Annotated in this window: 15 protein-coding genes; 7 read left to right on the top strand and 8 right to left on the bottom strand. The window is 73.7% G+C overall.

Annotation, left to right across the window (positions count from 1 at the left end; all coding sequences use genetic code 11):
• Positions 1-65 precede the first annotated feature (65 nt).
• The gene (folP, locus tag AC07DA_RS15315) at positions 66-926 is read left to right on the top strand and encodes a dihydropteroate synthase (protein ID WP_479128232.1); all 861 of its coding nucleotides are present in this window, start codon (positions 66-68) and stop codon (positions 924-926) included.
• Positions 927-966: 40 nt separating this feature from the next.
• Here the strand turns inward: folP and AC07DA_RS15310 are convergent, their stop codons facing one another.
• Both AC07DA_RS15310 and dapE read right to left on the bottom strand, forming a co-directional pair.
• Positions 967-1725, bottom strand: coding sequence for an LOG family protein (locus AC07DA_RS15310; protein WP_479128230.1), 759 nt, complete (start codon positions 1723-1725; stop codon positions 967-969).
• 119 nt (positions 1726-1844) lie between these two features.
• Positions 1845-2924: a succinyl-diaminopimelate desuccinylase gene (dapE, locus tag AC07DA_RS15305; RefSeq protein WP_479128228.1), complete on the bottom strand. Its 1080-nt coding sequence runs from the start codon at positions 2922-2924 to the stop codon at positions 1845-1847.
• Positions 2925-3009: 85 nt separating this feature from the next.
• Here dapE and AC07DA_RS15300 point away from each other — a divergent pair, with 85 nt between their 5' ends.
• Positions 3010-3993, top strand: a complete 984-nt coding sequence (locus AC07DA_RS15300; RefSeq protein ID WP_479128226.1) for a VldE C-terminal domain-containing protein — start codon at positions 3010-3012, stop codon at positions 3991-3993.
• A 344-nt stretch (positions 3994-4337) separates the two neighbouring features.
• Positions 4338-4784: an ATP-binding protein gene (locus tag AC07DA_RS15295; RefSeq protein ID WP_479128224.1), complete on the top strand. Its 447-nt coding sequence runs from the start codon at positions 4338-4340 to the stop codon at positions 4782-4784.
• Between the two features lie 71 nt (positions 4785-4855).
• Here the strand turns inward: AC07DA_RS15295 and AC07DA_RS15290 are convergent, their stop codons facing one another.
• Together AC07DA_RS15290 and fdxA are read right to left on the bottom strand one after the other, a co-directional pair.
• Positions 4856-5947: a bifunctional succinyldiaminopimelate transaminase/glutamate-prephenate aminotransferase gene (locus AC07DA_RS15290; RefSeq protein WP_479128222.1), complete on the bottom strand. Its 1092-nt coding sequence runs from the start codon at positions 5945-5947 to the stop codon at positions 4856-4858.
• Between the two features lie 120 nt (positions 5948-6067).
• On the bottom strand, positions 6068-6388 hold the full coding sequence (gene fdxA / locus AC07DA_RS15285; protein WP_003973842.1) for a ferredoxin: 321 nt from the start codon (positions 6386-6388) through the stop codon (positions 6068-6070).
• A gap of 140 nt (positions 6389-6528) precedes the next feature.
• Here fdxA and AC07DA_RS15280 point away from each other — a divergent pair, with 140 nt between their 5' ends.
• Positions 6529-7551: a GNAT family N-acetyltransferase gene (locus tag AC07DA_RS15280; RefSeq protein ID WP_479128219.1), complete on the top strand. Its 1023-nt coding sequence runs from the start codon at positions 6529-6531 to the stop codon at positions 7549-7551.
• 17 nt (positions 7552-7568) lie between these two features.
• Positions 7569-8420 carry a transglutaminase family protein gene (locus AC07DA_RS15275; RefSeq protein WP_479128217.1) on the top strand — a complete coding sequence of 284 codons (852 nt, stop codon included), beginning with the start codon at positions 7569-7571 and terminating at the stop codon, positions 8418-8420.
• A 238-nt stretch (positions 8421-8658) separates the two neighbouring features.
• Here AC07DA_RS15275 and AC07DA_RS15270 read toward each other — a convergent pair whose 3' ends face one another.
• The 4 genes from AC07DA_RS15270 to AC07DA_RS15255 form a co-directional block, all read right to left on the bottom strand.
• Positions 8659-11343, bottom strand: coding sequence for a hypothetical protein (locus AC07DA_RS15270; protein WP_479128216.1), 2685 nt, complete (start codon positions 11341-11343; stop codon positions 8659-8661).
• 155 nt (positions 11344-11498) lie between these two features.
• Complete coding sequence (locus AC07DA_RS15265) at positions 11499-11909, bottom strand: DUF6113 family protein (protein WP_479128214.1); 411 nt, start codon at positions 11907-11909, stop codon at positions 11499-11501.
• The gene (gene mshB, locus AC07DA_RS15260; protein ID WP_479128212.1) at positions 11906-12790 is read right to left on the bottom strand and encodes an N-acetyl-1-D-myo-inositol-2-amino-2-deoxy-alpha-D-glucopyranoside deacetylase; all 885 of its coding nucleotides are present in this window, start codon (positions 12788-12790) and stop codon (positions 11906-11908) included. Before mshB ends, AC07DA_RS15265 begins: the two co-directional genes overlap by 4 nt.
• A 29-nt stretch (positions 12791-12819) precedes the next feature.
• Complete coding sequence (locus AC07DA_RS15255; protein WP_030842840.1) at positions 12820-13014, bottom strand: hypothetical protein; 195 nt, start codon at positions 13012-13014, stop codon at positions 12820-12822.
• Between the two features lie 177 nt (positions 13015-13191).
• On the opposite strand from AC07DA_RS15255, the gene AC07DA_RS15250 reads away from it, so the two are divergent.
• Complete coding sequence (locus tag AC07DA_RS15250; RefSeq protein WP_479128210.1) at positions 13192-15315, top strand: S9 family peptidase; 2124 nt, start codon at positions 13192-13194, stop codon at positions 15313-15315.
• Positions 15316-16190: 875 nt separating this feature from the next.
• Complete coding sequence (locus AC07DA_RS15245) at positions 16191-16586, top strand: hypothetical protein (protein WP_479128208.1); 396 nt, start codon at positions 16191-16193, stop codon at positions 16584-16586.
• Positions 16587-17028 lie beyond the last annotated feature (442 nt).

Here is a 17028-nt window from a genome sequence, read left to right as displayed (position 1 = left end):
TGCGACGGCGACCGTTAGGGTCGCAGGCGGCGGAAGACGGGACGTACCAGGAGAGGTCACAGGGGATGCTCAGGCTGGGCAGGCGGGAATTCGGGCCGCACGAGCCGGTGATCATGGCGATCGTGAACCGGACCCCGGACTCCTTCTACGACCAGGGCGCCACCTTCCGCGACGAGCCGGCCCTCGCGCGCGTGGAGCGGGCCGTGGCCGAAGGGGCGGCGATCATCGACATCGGCGGGGTCAAGGCGGGGCCGGGCGAGGAGGTCACGGCCGAGGAGGAGGCCCGCCGCACGGTCGGGTTCGTGGCGGAGGTGCGGCGCCGGTTCCCGGACGTGATCATCAGCGTGGACACGTGGCGGGCGGAGGTCGGCGAGGCCGTGTGCGAGGCGGGGGCCGACCTGCTCAACGACGCGTGGGGCGGGGTCGACCCGGGGCTCGCGGAGGTCGCGGCGCGCTACGGGGCGGGGCTGGTGTGCACGCACGCCGGGGGCGCCGAGCCGCGCACCCGGCCGCACCGGGTCGAGTACGACGACGTCATGGCCGACATCCTCGGGGTGACGGTCGGACTGGCCGAGCGGGCCCTGGCGCTGGGCGTGCCCCGTGAGTCGATCATGATCGACCCCGGGCACGACTTCGGCAAGAACACCCGGCACAGCCTGGAGGCGACGCGGCGGCTGGACGAGATGGTCGCCACGGGGTGGCCGGTGCTGGTGTCGCTGTCCAACAAGGACTTCGTCGGGGAGACGCTGGACCGGCCCGTGAAGGAGCGGCTGGTGGGCACGCTGGCGACGACGGCCGTGTCCGCGTGGCTGGGGGCGCAGGTGTACCGGGTGCACGAGGTCGCCGAGACGCGGCAGGTGCTGGACATGGTCTCGGCGATCGCGGGCCACCGGGTGCCCGCCGTCGCCCGGCGCGGGCTGGCCTAGCCGGGACCAGGAGGGCTGCCCCCTGGCCCCGGGGGCGGCGTCAGCGGCCCGCTTCCTTGGACACCAGTGCCACCGCCTCGTCCACGTCGTCCGTCACGTGGAACAGCAGCAGGTCCTTCTCCGCCGCCTTCCCCTGCGCGATCACCGTGTCCCGCAGCCAGTTCACCAGGCCGCCCCAGTACTGGGTGCCGAACAGGACGATCGGGAAGCGGGTGACCTTCTGGGTCTGGACGAGGGTGAGGGCCTCGAAGAGCTCGTCGAGGGTGCCGAGGCCGCCGGGCAGGACCACGAAGCCTTGCGCGTACTTCACGAACATCATTTTTCTGACGAAGAAGTAGCGGAAGTTGAGCCCGATGTCGACGTACGGGTTCAGGCCCTGCTCGAACGGCAGCTCGATGCCGAGGCCGACCGAGATGCCCTTGGCCTCCAGGGCGCCCTTGTTGGCCGCCTCCATCGCGCCCGGGCCGCCGCCCGTGATGACCGCGAAGCCCGCCTCCACCAGCCCTCGGCCCAGCCGTACGCCCGCGTCGTATTCGGGCGAGTCCGCGGGGGTCCGGGCCGAGCCGAACACACTGATCGCGGGCGGGAGTTCGGCGAGCGCTCCGAAGCCCTCGATGAACTCCGACTGGATGCGCAGCACACGCCAGGGGTCGGTGTGGACCCAGTCGGAAGGGGCTCGCTCGTCCAGCAGCCGCTGGTCGGAGGTGCTGCCCTGCGCCTGGTCCCGCCGCCGGAGGACCGGCCCCTGGCGCTTCTCCTGGGGCGGCTGCTTCTTCCCCTCGGGGTTGCCGGTCGCCATGTGCGCTCCCTCCGTCGTGCCTGTCTTTCCACCTCAGCGTAGATCCACGCGGGTTACGAACGAGGGACGTGAGCATGTCCGCGTTGGAGCGCCGTAAACACGAACGGCCCGGGGCGCGATCAGGCGGTCAGCCAGCGCCGCAGGCGCTCCTCGCCCGCGAGGATCTTCGCGACCTCCACGCGCTCGTCCCGCTTGTGCGCCAAGTGGGGGTTGCCCGGGCCGTAGTTGACCGCCGGGACGCCCAGGGCCGAGAAGCGGGAGACGTCGGTCCAGCCGTACTTCGGCATCGGGGTGCCGCCGACGGCCTCGATGAACGCCTTCGCGGCCGGGTGGGACAGCCCGGGCATCGCGGCGGGGCTGTGGTCGACGACCTCGAACTCCGCCACCCCGCAGTCCGCGAAAACCTCCCGGACGTGCGCCACGGCCTCCTCGGGGGTGCGGTCGGGCGCGTAGCGGAAGTTGACGGTGACCACGCACTCGTCGGGGATGACGTTGCCGGCCACTCCCCCGGCGATGCCGACCGCGTTCAGGCCCTCGCGGTACTCCAGGCCGTCGATGACCGGCCACCGCGGCTCGTAGGCCGCCAGGCGGGCGAGGATCGGGGCCGCCGCGTGGATCGCGTTGGAGCCCATCCAGCCGCGCGCCGAGTGGGCCCGCTCGCCGGTGGTCCTCAGCAGTACCCGCAGCGTTCCCTGGCAGCCGCCCTCGACCTGGCCGTCGGAGGGTTCCAGCAGGACCGCGAAGTCGCCCGCCAGCCACTCGGGGTGGGCCTCGGCGACGTGCCTGAGACCGTTGAGCTCGGCGGCGACCTCCTCGTTGTCGTAGAAGACGAAGGTCAGGTCGCGGTTGGGTGACGGGACGGTGGCCGCGATGCGCAGCTGCACCGCGACGCCCGACTTCATGTCGCAGGTGCCGCAGCCCCACAGCACGCCGTCCTCGTCGAGCCGGGAGGGCACGTTGTCCGCGATCGGGACGGTGTCGATGTGGCCGGCCAGGACGACCCGCTCGGCGCGGCCCAGGTCCGTGCGGGCGACGACGTTGTTGCCGTACCGGTCGACCGTCAGGTGGGGCAGCGAGCGCAGCGCGGTCTCGATCGCGTCCGCGAGCGGCTTCTCGGTGCCGCTCTCGGAACGGAAGTCGACGAGCCGGGCGGTCAGCTCCGCGGCGTCCAGCGTGAGGTCAAGGGAGGTGTCGGCCATGCCGTCGACCCTAACGTGCCGGGCCCCGCGCGCACCTTCCCCACCCGGCTCCTACCACCGCGTACTCTCCAGTACCTTGTACGGCGTGCCAGAGCCGTCCTCTCCCAAGCGTCGTGGCCGCCTCTTCCGATGCGGGGCCGCCTTCGTGGCCCTGCTCGCGGTCGCCGGCTACCTCGTCGTGCAGTACATCACCGGGGGCGCGAGCGGTCCCGGCTGCAAAGTCGTCTCCGGCAAGGGCGACGGGGCCTCGTACGAGTTCACCCCCGAGCAGGCCGTGAACGCGGCGACGATCACCGCCGTCGGCACCGCGCGCGGTCTGCCCGAGCGGGCCGTGACCATCGCGCTGGCGACCGCCCTGCAGGAGTCCGCCCTGCGCAACATCGACCACGGTGACCGTGACTCGCTCGGCCTGTTCCAGCAGCGGCCCTCGCAGGGCTGGGGCACGCCGAAGGAGATCATGGACCCGACGTACTCGGCGGGCGAGTTCTACGACCACCTGGTCAAGGTCCCGGGGTACACGCGGCTGCCGCTGACCGTCGCCGCGCAGCGCGTGCAGCGCAGCGGCTTCCCGCAGGCCTACGCCAAGCACGAGCCGGACGCCGCGCTGCTCGCCGCGGCCCTGACCGGTCAGTCCGCGGCCACGCTGACCTGCAAGGGACGGCCCGCCGCGACCCGGGCGTCGGGCCCGGACGGGGTGCGTGCCGCGCTGGTGCGCGACTTCGGCCGCGACGTGCTGGCACCGGCCGGTGCGGAGGTGGACGGCTCGTCCGCGGCCCCGGCCGCGCCGTCCCCGAGCGCCACGGGTGGCTCCGGCGGGCGGACGGTGACGCTGCCGGTGGCCGGCGGCGACACGAGTGCCGCGGGCGGGCGGGATCCGGAGCGGCGCGGCTGGCAGCTGGCGCACTGGGCGGTGGCCAACGCCTCCGAGCTGCACATCGCGCGGGTGACGTACGCGGGCCGGGAGTGGGTCGCCGGGAACACCGCGAGCGAGTGGCGCACCGCCTCGGCCAAGGGCACGGCGGGAGCCGAGCGGACCGCGGACGCGGTCCGGATCGTCACGATGCGCTAGATCGCGCAGGGGTACGGGGAATCACCCCAGGGGATTACCCGGGCATCGCGCGGCGACGGTGTGCGCGGGCTTTCGACCCGTCGTCCCTCACTCGGGGGAATCCCTTGGAAACACAGGGGGGAAGGATTCGGCGGGCTTTCGCGCAGGAGCCTCTTTGCCCGTTTTTATCCGCAGCCGATAATGCGACGCATTACCAACTCTTTACGTTGCGGTGCCGCAACCTTCGCGGGCTTCGAGCGGTAGTCACTGCGTCCGAGCCGGGGCGATCAACAGCCAGTCGATCAACTACCGGACCGGGTCGGACACTTCACGAACCTCACTGTTCTCTCCGTCGAAGGAGCACCATGTCCCTCCCCCTGACCCGCCGGATCGCCCGTGCCGCGCTGATCGTCGCTGCGGGAGCGGCTGCCGGGGTCGGTGCGGCCGGCTCCGCCAGTGCGGCGCCCGAACTGCCGGCCACCCCGAACCTCGGTGGGCTGACCGCCCTGGACGGGGCGAACGTCGGCAACACCGTCGACGGCGCGGCTCAGAACGTCACCGAGACCGCGGGTGACACCGGCGGCAAGACCGTGAAGAAGGCGGTGCCGGCCGCGGGCAAGACCGGCGGCAAGGCGGTCAAGAAGGCTACGCCGGCGGCGCAGAAGGCGGCCGGTGACACGGCGGGCTCCGCCGGGCAGCTCGTCGGTGAGACCGCCGGTTCCGCCAAGGGCGGTCTGCCGACGGACTCCCTCGCCAAGGGCGGCGTGCCGTCCGCGGACTCGCTGCCGGTGAAGAGCCTGCCGGTCGGCTGACACCGCGGCGCGCACGCGAAGGGGTCCGGGGAAAATTCCCCGGACCCCTTCGTCATGGACCGGGGCAGCGGTCACAGACGCCGTACGGCCGCCGCCACCCGCTCGTCCGTCGCCGTCAGGGCCACGCGGACGAACCGCGCGCCCGCGGGGCCGTAGAAGTCGCCCGGGGCGACGAGGATCCCCCGCTCGGCGAGGTGGGCCACCGTGTCCCAGCAGGACTCGCCGCGCGTCGCCCACAGGTACAGACTCGCCTCGCTGTGCTCGATGCGGAAGCCGTGGTCCAGCAGAGCCTCGCGCAGCAGCGTGCGGCGGGCGGCGTAGCGCTCGCGCTGCACGCGCACGTGCTCGTCGTCGCCGAGGGCCGCCACGACCGCGGCCTGGGTCGGCGCGGACGTCATCATGCCGCCGTGCTTGCGGATCTCCAGGAGCGGGCCGAGCACCGCCGGGTCGCCGGCCAGGAAGGCCGCGCGGTAGCCGGCCAGGTTGGAGCGCTTGGACAGGCTGTGGACGGAGACGACGCCGTCGTAGGAGCCGCCGTTGACGTCCGGATGCAGCACCGAGACCGGGTCGGCCTCCCAGCCCAGCTCCAGGTAGCACTCGTCGGAGAAGACCAGGACGTCGTGCGAGCGGGCCCACGCGACGATCCGGGTCAGCTCCTGCTTGTCCAGGACCTTGCCCGTGGGGTTGGACGGCGAGTTCAGCCACAGGAGCTTCAGGCCCTCGGGGTCGAGCTCGGTCGGGTCGTCGTAGACCTCGTACGCGGCCCGGGCCAGGCGGGCGCCCACCTCGTAGGTCGGGTAGGCCAGGCGCGGGAAGGCCACCCGGTCGCCCGGCCCGAGCCCGAGCTGGGTGGGGAGCCAGGCGACGAGCTCCTTGGAGCCGACGATCGGCAGGACGTGGCGGTGGGTGACGTCCCGGGCGCCGAGGCGCCGCTCGACCCAGCCGGTGATCGCGTCGCGCAGCTCGGGCGTGCCCCAGACGGTCGGATAGCCCGGCGAGTCCGCGGCCGCGACCAGCGCTTTCTGGATCAGCTCGGGCACCGGGTCGACCGGGGTGCCGACGGACAGGTCCACGATGCCGTCCGGGTGGGCGGCGGCCGTGGCCTTGTACGGGGTCAGCTTGTCCCAGGGGAAGGCCGGGAGGCGGTCGGAGACTGCGGACACGGGTTCTGGCTCACTTTCTGGTCCGTACGAGCCGGGTGACGGCGAACGCCTCGGTCCCGTACGGCGATCAACGGGTGATCGGGCCGTACGGGACCGAGGCGGCGCTGGCGCGGACCGCTCTTACTGGTTCTGCGGCGGCAGCGCGGCGACGAACGGGTGGTCCCGCTCGATCAGCCCCAGCTTGCTGGCGCCGCCGGGCGAACCGAGCTCGTCGAAGAACTCGACGTTCGCCTTGTAGTAGTCCTTCCACTCCTCGGGAGTGTCGTCCTCGTAGAAGATGGCCTCGACCGGGCAGACCGGCTCGCAGGCCCCGCAGTCGACGCATTCGTCCGGGTGGATGTACAAGGACCGCTGGCCCTCGTAGATGCAGTCGACCGGGCACTCCTCGATGCACGCCTTGTCCTTGACGTCGACACAAGGCTGCGCGATGACGTAGGTCACGCTGTCGTTCCTCCTCGATAGGGCGCTGGCGGGCCTCCTCAGGCTCCGCCGCCTGGCGCGCGGGAGCGCGGCGTCGTCGATGCCCGCCCCTAGTATCTCCGTTCTTGGGCATGATCCGAACAGGAGGGGTGAACTGACCTGTGGAAATCTCTGCCGCCGGGCGACTGGAGGTCCGTATCACCGCTGCTGACGTGGGCAAACGGGTCTCCGTCCGGAGCTTGATCGAACATGGTGCCCCGGGAGAGAAGTTCACCGATACGGTCGGTGTTCTCACATCATGGGACAACGGTGTGCTGCTGATCACACAGAAGAGTGGCCAGAGCGTCCGCATAGCGGAATCCGCGCTGGTCGCGGGCAAGGTCGTACCCGCCGCTCCGGCGCGTCGCCGCGGTCCGGCCGCCTCCTGCGAGGAACTGGCCCGGGTCGCCGCGCGGGCCTGGCGGCCCGTGGAGCGCGAGCGGCTCGGCGACTGGGAGCTGCGGGCCGCCTCCGGGTTCACCCGGCGGGCCAACTCGGTGCTGCCGCTCGGTGATCCCGGCGTCCCTCTGGACGAGGCCCTCGCCGCCGTGCGCCGCTGGTACGGCGAGCGCGGGCTGCCCGCCTACGTGCAGACGGCGACCGGCGCCGAGGGCGCGCAGGAGGTGCTCTGCGCCGAGCTGGAGGCACGGGGCTGGGTGCGGGAGGTGACCGCCGAGCTGTGGGTGGGACCGCTGGCGCCGATCGCCGACCTGGGCGACCCGGCCGGGGTCGAGCTGTCGAGGCAGGTCGACGAGGCGTGGCTTTCCCGGTACCGGCGCAAGGGTGCGGGCGAGGTGGCGCTGCGGGTGCTGGGGAGCGGGCCGTCGGTGTGGTTCGCGACCGTGCCCGGGCGGGTGGAGCCGGCCGCCATCGGGCGGTGCGTGGTCGACGGGCGGTGGGCCGGGTTCGCCGCCGTCGAGGTCGATCCGGCGCTGCGGCGCCGGGGGCTCGCAACGGCCGTGATGGCCGCGCTGGCCCGGCGGGCGCTCGACGAGGGCGCGTCCGCCGCCTGGCTCCAGGTCGAGGCCGACAACGCGGGAGCGCGGGCACTGTACGCCGGGATGGGGTTCGCCGCGCACCACGCCTACCACCACTACCGGGCGCCGGACGCCGGCGGCGCACCGGCCGGCGACCGAGCGGCGTGAGAGGGCACGAGCCAGCCATGCGACCCCCGTATCCCCCCTCCCCCGGGCGTTCCGCCGAGCTGCGGCGGCGGTTCGCCGAAGAGGCCCGGTCCGAGCGGCCCGACCTGTCGACCCTGTGCCTGCTGGTGGGGGCGGAGGCCGACCGGGAGCTGGACGAGGCGGGCCTGGACGCCGCGCAGGTCGAGCTGGACCGGCTCGCCGGGCTGCTGCCGTTCCGGCCCGGGGGGCCGCGGGCGTGGGCGGTGGCGCTGCGGGAGCTGCTCGGTGAGCGGCTGGGCTTCCACGGCACCCCGGCCGATTACCGGCGCCTGGAGTCCTCGCTGCTGCACGAGGTGCTCCGGCGGCGCAGAGGGCTGCCGATCCTGCTGTCCGTGGTGTGGATGGAGGTGGCGCGGCGGGCGGGGGCGCCGGTGTACGGGGTGGCTCTGCCGGGGCACTTCGTGGTCGGGTTCGGGCCCGAGGAGGGGCAGGTGCTGGCCGATCCGTTCGACGGGGGGCGGGTGCTGAGCGGGGCGGACGCGGAGTTGCTGGTGGCCGGGGCGACCGGGGCGGGGCTGGAGCCGGCGATGCTGCGCCCCGCGGACCCGCTGGACGTGGTGCTGCGGATCCTGAACAACGTGCGGGCGTGGGCCGCGGCCCGGCCCGAGCGGTCGGACGTGGCGTTGTGGGCCGTGGAGTTGTCGCTGCTGCTGCCGTCGCATCCGGCGCGGTTGCGGTACGAGCGGGCGCAGTTGCTGGTGCGGCGGGGGGACTTCCTGGGTGGGGCGTCGGAGCTGGAGGCCTACGCGGAGGTGGTGGGGGCCGTGGACGAGGCGGCCGCGGAGCGGGTGCGGGGGGAGGCGTCGGTGGCCCGGGCGATGCTGAACTGACGCCCCTGGGCGCGTCCTGCGGCCGGTCCGCGTCCCGGGCCACGCGGGCCGCTTCCGCGCGGGTGGCCCACCGCCGGACCGCCCTGCGGACAGCGCGGCCGCGGGCGGGGTGGCGCGGGCAGGCCGGGCGTCCGCGACGGCGCGTGACAGGTGTCGGCATGCCCGTGGGGCGACCGGGGACGGGAGAGCCCCCGCGCGGCTCGGGCGGGGGCTCTCCCGTACGGCGGGCGGCCGGAGGTCAGTTCGGGTTGGTGTCGATGACTCCGATCCGCTCCTCGGGCGTCTTGCCGCGCAGGGCTGTGCGCAGCGCGGCGACGACGTCCTGCGGCGTGACGTCCCGCTTGCCGCTCGCGCCCTCGATCTGCACGCCCTCGAAGGTCTGGCCGTAGGCCTCCTGGAGCGCCTCGAGGTTGTACGTGTCCACGAGTTTGCCGTCGACGGCCTTGAAGCTGAGGATCTTCGGCAGGGAGACCGGGCCGAAGTCGATGCTGTGGGCCGCGTCGGTGCGGACGGTGACCAGGTCGGACATCGCGGGCTGCGCGATCTCCTTGAGCACCCGGTCCACCTCGGCGTTCGAGACCGTCGGCTGCCGTGTGGTGGTCGGCAGGTTCACCGTGCCGGCCGCGCCGGTCTCCACCTGGGCGCGGTACGCCTCCTCCACCGCCTTCGTCGACCTGGCCAGGTCGACGCCCGTGCCCGGCTTGCCGTAGACGGGGACGGCCTTGCCGCCCTTGAACTCGATCGTCCCGTCGGTGGACGCGCCCGAGCCGCCCGCCGCGCTCTCCAGGGCGGCGTGCAGCTTCTCCTCGTCGACGGGCATGTCCGGGGCGACGACCCGGTGGTTGCCGAACAGCGAGCCGATCACGGAGACCGGGTTGTAGTCGCTCCTGGCCGCCGCGTCGACCGTGGCGTCCATGTCGAACTGCAGGCCCGCGTTGTCCGGGTCCAGGGCGACCGTCCTGCCGCCCACCGACAGCTTCAGCTCCTTGCCGACGCGGTCGTCGAAGGCCTCGTCGAGCTTCTTGACCGCGCCGTCGCGGGTGGTGCCGCCGATGTCGACGCCGAGCACGGTGGTGCCCTTGGGCACGTCGGTGCGGTTCATCAGCAGGCCGGCGCCGTAGAGGCCGCCGGCGGCGACGACCAGGCCCGCGGCGAGCAGCACGAGCTTGTTGCGGCCCTTCTTCCTGGGCGCCTTGGCGGAGCTCGCCGGGGGCGGCGAGACCGGCTCGGGCAGCTTCGGGGCCGTGTGCGGCGCCGGTCCGTCGCCGGGCGCGCCCGGGCCGAACGGGGAGGCCGCGCCGGGCTGTACGACGGGCATGCCGCTGGTGACGGTGTGCCCGGAGACGTTGTCGTGCCGGGGGCCGTAGCCGGGGCCGTCCGAGGGCTCGGGGGCGGGCTTCTGCGGGGTGAGGATGGCGGTGTCGTCGCTCAGGCCGCTCCCCGGGCCCGCGGCGCCCGGGCCCGCGGGACCGGCGGTGCCGCCGGGTGCACCGGGGCCGGCGGGGCCGCCGCCTATGCCACCGGGGCCGCCGGATCGGCCGGGGTCGTCGAAGGCGCCCGGGGCTCCGGGGCCGGCCGGGCGACCGGGGTCGTCGAAGGCGCCCGGGGCTCCGGGGCCGGCCGGGCGACCGGGGTCGTCGAACGCCTCGGGGCCGCCGGGGTGGCCGAAGCCGCTGGCGGAGCCGGGGCCGCCGGATTCGTCGAAGGCGCCGGGGCCGCCCTGGGCACCGGGACCACCGGACGCGTGGAAGCCACCGGGGCCACCCGGCGTGCCAGGGCCACCGGGCGCGTGGAAGCCACCGGGGACACCGGACGCGCCAGGGCCACCGGGACCTCCCGGAGCGCTCGGCTCATGGAACGCACCGGGGCCGCCCGGCCCGTTCGGCGCGCCGGGACCGCCCTGCTCGCCACCGAATCCACCCGGCCCGCCGGAACCACCCGGGCCACCGGGCCCGCCGGGCTCGCTGTAGGCCCCGGTCCCGCCGGGACCGCCCGCCGGCGGCACCATCGGTCCGTCTCCGGTCACCGGCCCGCCCGTGGGGCCGGCCGGTCCCTGCGCGCCGGTGCCGGGCGTGCCCGGCTCGTGGAAGCCGTTGGCCGTGTTCGGGCCGCCGCCGTGGTCGGAGAGGTACGGCAGGTCGTCACGGCGCGGTTCGCCGCCGCCGCTGCCCGGCGTGGCGCGTGAGCCGTTGCCGAGCGGACCCGCCGCCAGCGCCTCGGTGACGTCGAAGGAGCCGGTGCCGCCGCCGTGCCCAGGTGCGACGGGGCCGCCGGTCGCGCCGCCCGGGAGGCCCGCGCCGTTCGTGCCGCCGGACCGGGAGCCGCCCGGCGCGCTCATGGAGCCGACCACGCCGCCCGGCCGCGCGGCACCCGGGCGCGCCCCACCGGACGCGGACGGGCCGGACGCACCCGAACCGGGGCCGCCCGTACCGGAACCGCCGGCCGCCGGAGCGGAACCGCCCGGCAGACCCGCCCCGTTGGCGGAGCCGCCGCCCTGACCGCCCGCACCGGCGCCGGACTTGCGCGGCGCGAACCAGTCACTGGTCGGCCTGTCCTCGGCGGGAGACTCTCCAGAGCCAGAGCCAGAGCCAGAGCCCTGGGGCGCGCCCGCGCCCCGGGGAGCCGCGGCGCCGGGCGCCGAGGGCGACTGCCCCTGCGCGTCCGTACCGGCGGGAGCGTCCGCCTCCGCGACGGGCTTGCGCATGACCACCGGCGGAATGGGCCGTGATCCGGGGATGTTGATCCGGATCCGGGTCGTCAGCGTGGTCTCGGTCTTGCGTTCCTCCGGCCGCGGGGCCGAACGGCCCGCGTCCGTGCCGTCACTGGAGACCGCCGGGGTGCCGTAGGGCGGCGTGCCCGACGGGTAGGCGGCTCCGCCGCGCCCGTTGGGCCCGGAGGACGGAGTGTCAGTTTCACGACTCAAGGCAGGTTCTCCCGGTTGGCTCCGCCGCCCGTCACAACCTCACGCGGGCAGCTCGGCGGCGCCACCACCATACTGGCCACTTCTCACCGGTATCTCGGGACCGCTGGGGAAACTCACACCGGACCCCCAGGGGCGCGTCCCGGCGAACCGGTACGTCACTTGCCAAGTCGGACGGGGCCGCCGTCCGGTTGCCGTCCCGGGTGGAGGGTGGCGCAGATCACAGCCACGATGAAGCCGCCGACGAGGAAGAGGTACGAGCCCTTGACCGCGGCGAAGAGGAAGTCGCCCTCGGGGCGGCTGGGGTTGAGCAGGACGACGGAGAGCATCCAGCCGACGGCGGCCGCGACGCCCCCGGAGCGGCTGCGGGTGAGGCGCGCGGCGCCCAGGACGAGCCCGGCCTCGCCGGCGAGCGCGAGGATCGGGCCGACCGGGAACCACCCGGGCTGCACGAGCGCCCCGGCCGTGCCGACGACGGCTCCGAGCACGAAGAACCCCAGGAGGGCGGCGGCCCGTCCGGCGGACGGGGGCCGCACCGGCTGGGCGAGCAGCGGGCCGCGGTCGCTCATGACGCCTCCTCGACGCCGGCGAGGAGGTCCGCCCCGATCCCTGCGAACAGGTCCGTCTCCCGCTCACCGGCGCCCCGCTCGCCGCGCACCAGCTCGTAGTACTCGGTGGTGAGGATCGGCTGGGCGAGTTCGTTGGACAGGACGAAGTAGGGCTCGGCCACGGTGATCTGGGTGGCGTGGGCGCGCATCGCCGCGGCCTTGGCGGCGGCGTGCGCGGTGCCGTCGATCACGGTGGTGATGCGCTCCTCGGGCACCACGCCCGGGACGTCGTCGACGGCGGCGGCCTTGGTGAAGGGGGTGCCGGGCAGGTCCTCCCGGAGCCGGGCGAAGGCGTCCTCCACAACAGGCCGGGGAACCCGGTTCCAGTAGACCTTCGGGATGCGCCAGCCGGTCTCGGCGGCCAGTTCGGCGGCGCGCATGGCGACGCGGTGGGCCTGGATGTGGTCGGGGTGGCCGTAGCCGCCGTTGTCGTCGTAGGTGACGAGGACGTGGGGGCGTACCTCGTGGATCACCGCGACGAGGTGGGCGGCGGCCTCGTCGACGTCGGCCTGCCAGAAGCACGCCGGATCGCCGTTGTCGGGCAGGCCCATCATTCCGGAGTCGCTGTAGCGCCCGGCGCCGCCGAGCAGGCGGACGTCGCGGACGCCGAGCAGGGCCATGGCGGCCGCCAGCTCGTTGCGGCGGTGCTGGCCCAGGGCGGCGCCGCTCAGGTGCGCGAGCTCGGGCGGGATGACCTCGCCGCGTTCACCGAGGGTGCAGGTGACCAGGGTGACGTGGGCACCCTCGGCCGCGTACCTGGCCATGGTCGCGCCGTTGTTGATCGACTCGTCGTCCGGGTGCGCGTGCACCAGCAGCAGACGACGGCCGGGCTGTTCCGTCATGGACCCCACCCTACGAGGTCCGGCGACGGTCAGAACTTGATGCTGCCGATCATGCCCGCGATGTTCGTCGTCAGCTCGTTGATCGTGGGAGCGACGGTCGACGAGGCGAGATAGAAGCCCAGCAGCATGCAGACGATCGCATGCCCCGCCTTCAACCCTGACTTCTTGATCAGCAGGAAGACGATGATCGCCAGCAGCACCACCGCCGAAATCGAGAGTGCCACGGCGGCTCACCTCCAAAGATCCACGAGGGCGCGGGGGGTCGGACTATGGGGGCATCAAATCCGTACAGCGGCCAGCAGGTTCATACCCACTATGCGACATTGATCATAACTATCCGTCCGTGCGCATCGATCGGCGCACGGCCGCACAAGGGGGCGCATGGCCAATATGGTCAGGGCATGACGACCGAGGCTGACTCCTTCCCCCGACGGCACGCCCGCACCCAGCGCTTCACGCTCGGCGCGCCGCGTTCGTTCAGTGTGGCGCCCGACGGTTCCCGTGTCGTGTTCCTGCGCTCCGGTTCCGGTACGGACCGGGCGAGTTCGCTGTGGGTCCTCGACCCGCAGGAGGGCGGCGAACGCCTGGCCGCCGACCCGCGCGCTCTGCTGGGAGGTGCCTCGGAGGACCTCTCCGCCGAGGAGCGGGCGCGGCGCGAGCGCAGTCGCGAGGGCGGCGCCGGCATCGTCGGGTACGCCACGGACGCGGCCGTGGAGCTGGCCTCTTTCGCCTTGTCAGGACGGCTCTTCACGGCGGAACTGCGGGCCGGGACGGCGCGCGAGGTGGCGGTGCCCGGGCCGGTGATCGACCCGCGCCCGTCGCCCGACGGGCGGTACCTCGCCTACGTCGCCGGGGGCGCCCTGCGCGTGGTGGAGGCGGAGGGGGACGGTGACCGGGCGCTCGCGGAGCCGGAGTCGGAGAATGTCTCATTCGGTCTCGCCGAGTTCGTCGCCGCCGAGGAGATGGGGCGCTCGCGGGGGTTCTGGTGGGCTCCGGAGTCGGACCGGCTGCTCGTGGCGCGCGTGGACGACACGCCGGTGGGGCGCTGGTGGATCTCCGACCCGGCGCATCCGGACCGGGAGCCGCAGCGGGTGCCGTACCCGGCGGCGGGCACCGGCAACGCGGAGGTCCGGCTGTTCGTGATCGGGCTGGACGGGGTGCGCACGGAGGTCGCCTGGGACCGGGCGCGCTACCCGTATCTGGCGCATGTGCACTGGTCAGCGGCGGGCGCCCCGCTGCTGCTGGTCCAGGCGCGCGACCAGCGCAGCCAGCTGATCCTGGCCGTGGACCCGGAGTCGGGCGCGACCCGGATGGTGCACGCCGATGAAGATCGAACATGGCTGGATCTTTTCCCCGGGGTGCCGTGCTGGAGTCCCTCCGGACAGCTGGTCCGGATCGCGGACGAGGGCGGTGCGCGGGTGCTGGCGGTCGGTGAACGGCCGCTGACGGGAGCGCAGTTGCACGTCAGGGCGGTGCTGGACGTCACCGGCGACGACGTGCTGGTCTCGGCGTCGGCCGGCCAGGAGGCGGCGGAGCCGGAGACGGGTCAGGTGCACGTGTACCGGGTGAACGAACTCGGCCTGGAGCGGGTGTCGCGCGAGCCGGGCGTGCACGCGGCGGTGCGCGCCGGGGGCGTGACCGTGCTGGTGTCGGCGGTGCTCGACCGGCCGGGCACGCGTGCACAGGTCCTGCGCGACGGAAAACCGACCCTGACGATCCGTTGTCATGCGGAAGATCCCGGTATGTCCCCCCGCGTGGCGCTGACCGAGGGGGGCGCACACCGCATCCCGTGCGCCGTGCTTATGCCTCGGGACTACGCCGGTGACACCCCCCTGCCGGTGCTCATGGACCCGTACGGTGGCCCGCACGGGCAGCGGGTCGTCGCCGCCCACAACGCGCACCTCACCTCGCAGTGGTTCGCGGACCAGGGCTTCGCGGTGGTGGTCGCGGACGGACGCGGCACGCCGGGCCGCTCCCCCGCCTGGGAGAAGGCGATCCACAGGGACTTCACCGTCTCGCTGGACGACCAGGTGACGGCGCTGGAGGACCTGGCCAAGCGCTACCCGCTGGACCTGGGCCGGGTGGCGATCCGCGGCTGGTCCTACGGCGGCTGGCTGGCGGGACTCGCGGTGCTGCGCCGCCCGGACGTCTTCCACGCGGGGATCGCGGGCGCGCCGGTCACCGACTGGCGCCTGTACGACACCCACTACACGGAGCGCTACCTCGGCACGCCGCAGGAGCAGCCGGACGCCTACGCCAGGAGCTCCCTGGTCACGGAGGACGGCCTCGCCTCCCCCGCCGAGCCGCACCGCCCCCTGATGGTCGTGCACGGCCTCGCCGACGACAACGTCGTGGTCGCCCACGCCCTGCGCCTGTCCTCGGCCCTGCTGGCCGCCGGCCGGCCCCACGAGGTGCTGCCCCTGTCGGGCGTCACGCACATGACCCCGCAGGAACAGGTCGCGGAGAACCTGCTGCTGCTCCAGGTGGACTTCCTCAAGCGCTCCCTCGGCATCACGACCCGCTGAGCACACGGCGACGGGCCGGGGCAACATGGCGCGCCCCGGCCCGTCTACGGCACCCGCACGGCCGTACGGCGACCAGCCTGGCGCGTCCGTATATCGGGACCGGGTCGGTGAAGTTGCCTGGGTGTTAACGCAGTTGATGCGCATGTGTGTGCTTACGCCCCGCACAACAGCCACCGCCTCCCCGGCGGCATCCGCGCACCCACACTCTCGGCCTCTAGCTGCGCCGCCCAACTGAACCCGGCGTGGCCGACACGTCAACGCACCGGCTGTGCCCCGCGGGCGGCTTCGTGGATCGGCCGACGGCCCGGCCTCTCTGGCCGTAACCCTGATGACCGCTCCGCTCACCGGCTCACCCCTCAGTCGTGCCGTCGCCGCCGACGGGCGGGACCAGCGTGTCGTCCTCACGGCGTGGACAGTGCGGAAGCGACCGGTGCCGCGAGCCCACGACCGGAACACGAGCGGGCCGAGATCGCCGTGACTGTTCCGCTGGTGGGGCCTCGCCCCGGCCTCTCGGCCGTCACGGCGTCCATACTCCTGGGCTCTCCTCACAGCGGGCGCCTCTGGGCGGCCCTTCTGTCAGTCGTGAGTACCACCACGTCACGGGCTGTCGCGTGTGCGAAGCGGCTGGCGGACGAGATCCAAACCTTCCTGTCCTCGCCCCTGGATCCAGAAGCCCTGCTCAGGGCGCATACTGCGGCGGCACGGCTGGCAGCGGTGGCCACCGCCCGACTCGAATCGGCACTACCACTCACTGCCGTCCAGCGCTGCCGGCCGGGGGCAGGCACCACGGCCGATCTTCCGGTCGAGGAGGCGCAGGCCGAGGTGCCGGAAGGCGTACGACCGCAGTGGGCTGTGCACGGGCCTCGGGAGGATGTGTGGGGACCGAACGTGCGGGAGGCGTGGTGAACGGCGGCAGCCGGGGGACAGCCTGGCCCGAAAGCCGGCTGCGGGCGGCCGAGATACCGGACGCGGAGTACGTCGCCCTCGGGCTGGTCGCACCCGTCGGCTCCGCCGACGACCCTGCCCAAGCGCCCGGCGCGGACCATCTGTGTGAGCACCTGGCGCTGCCCGCCGCGCGCCTCGACTCCCCCGACTCGCCGATCATCTGCGCCGTGACGCTCAGCCGCAGCACGGTCTTCCGCACGGAGGCCGTGCCCGTCGCCGCGGACGAGGCTCTCCGGGCCCTTTTGCAGATCGCCCGACCGGACCCGGAATTATTCCCGGCGGAAGCACCCTTGCCCAGGAGCGATCGGTCGTCGCACTGGAGCTGAGCATGTCGGGCGCGTCTGCGATGCGCTTGCTTGATGTTCGGGTCGCCGGGGTGCTGACGCCTGGGGCGGGCAGACGACGCCACGCCCGCGTCTGTGACGTCCCTGTCAGACGACGTGGTCGTGTCCACCACGACTACCGACTCTCCCAGGCGGCGGCGGTGGTGGCGGGCAAGGGGGTTTCGAGCGTGCTGGAGACGCTGGTCGAAGCAGGAGGCCCGGTCAACCGTCTGGCACGGTCGCTTGAGGTCCCCCGGGTGGGGACCGCCGTACTGGCCTCACCCCTGGGCGGCCTGGGCGTCTCGGCGCACCGGCCGCCGGCGAACCCGGTAGCGCCGCTCGGACGGCGTCCGCCTTGCACAGTGCCGTGGCCGAGGAGGCGGACGCCGGCAGGACGACTCCCGCCACGCTGTCCTACATCGCCCGTGCCCACGCAGCACTGAGC

The organism is Streptomyces sp. NPDC044921 (genome assembly GCF_056432865.1).
This window is presented reverse-complemented; position numbering and strand designations above follow the sequence as displayed.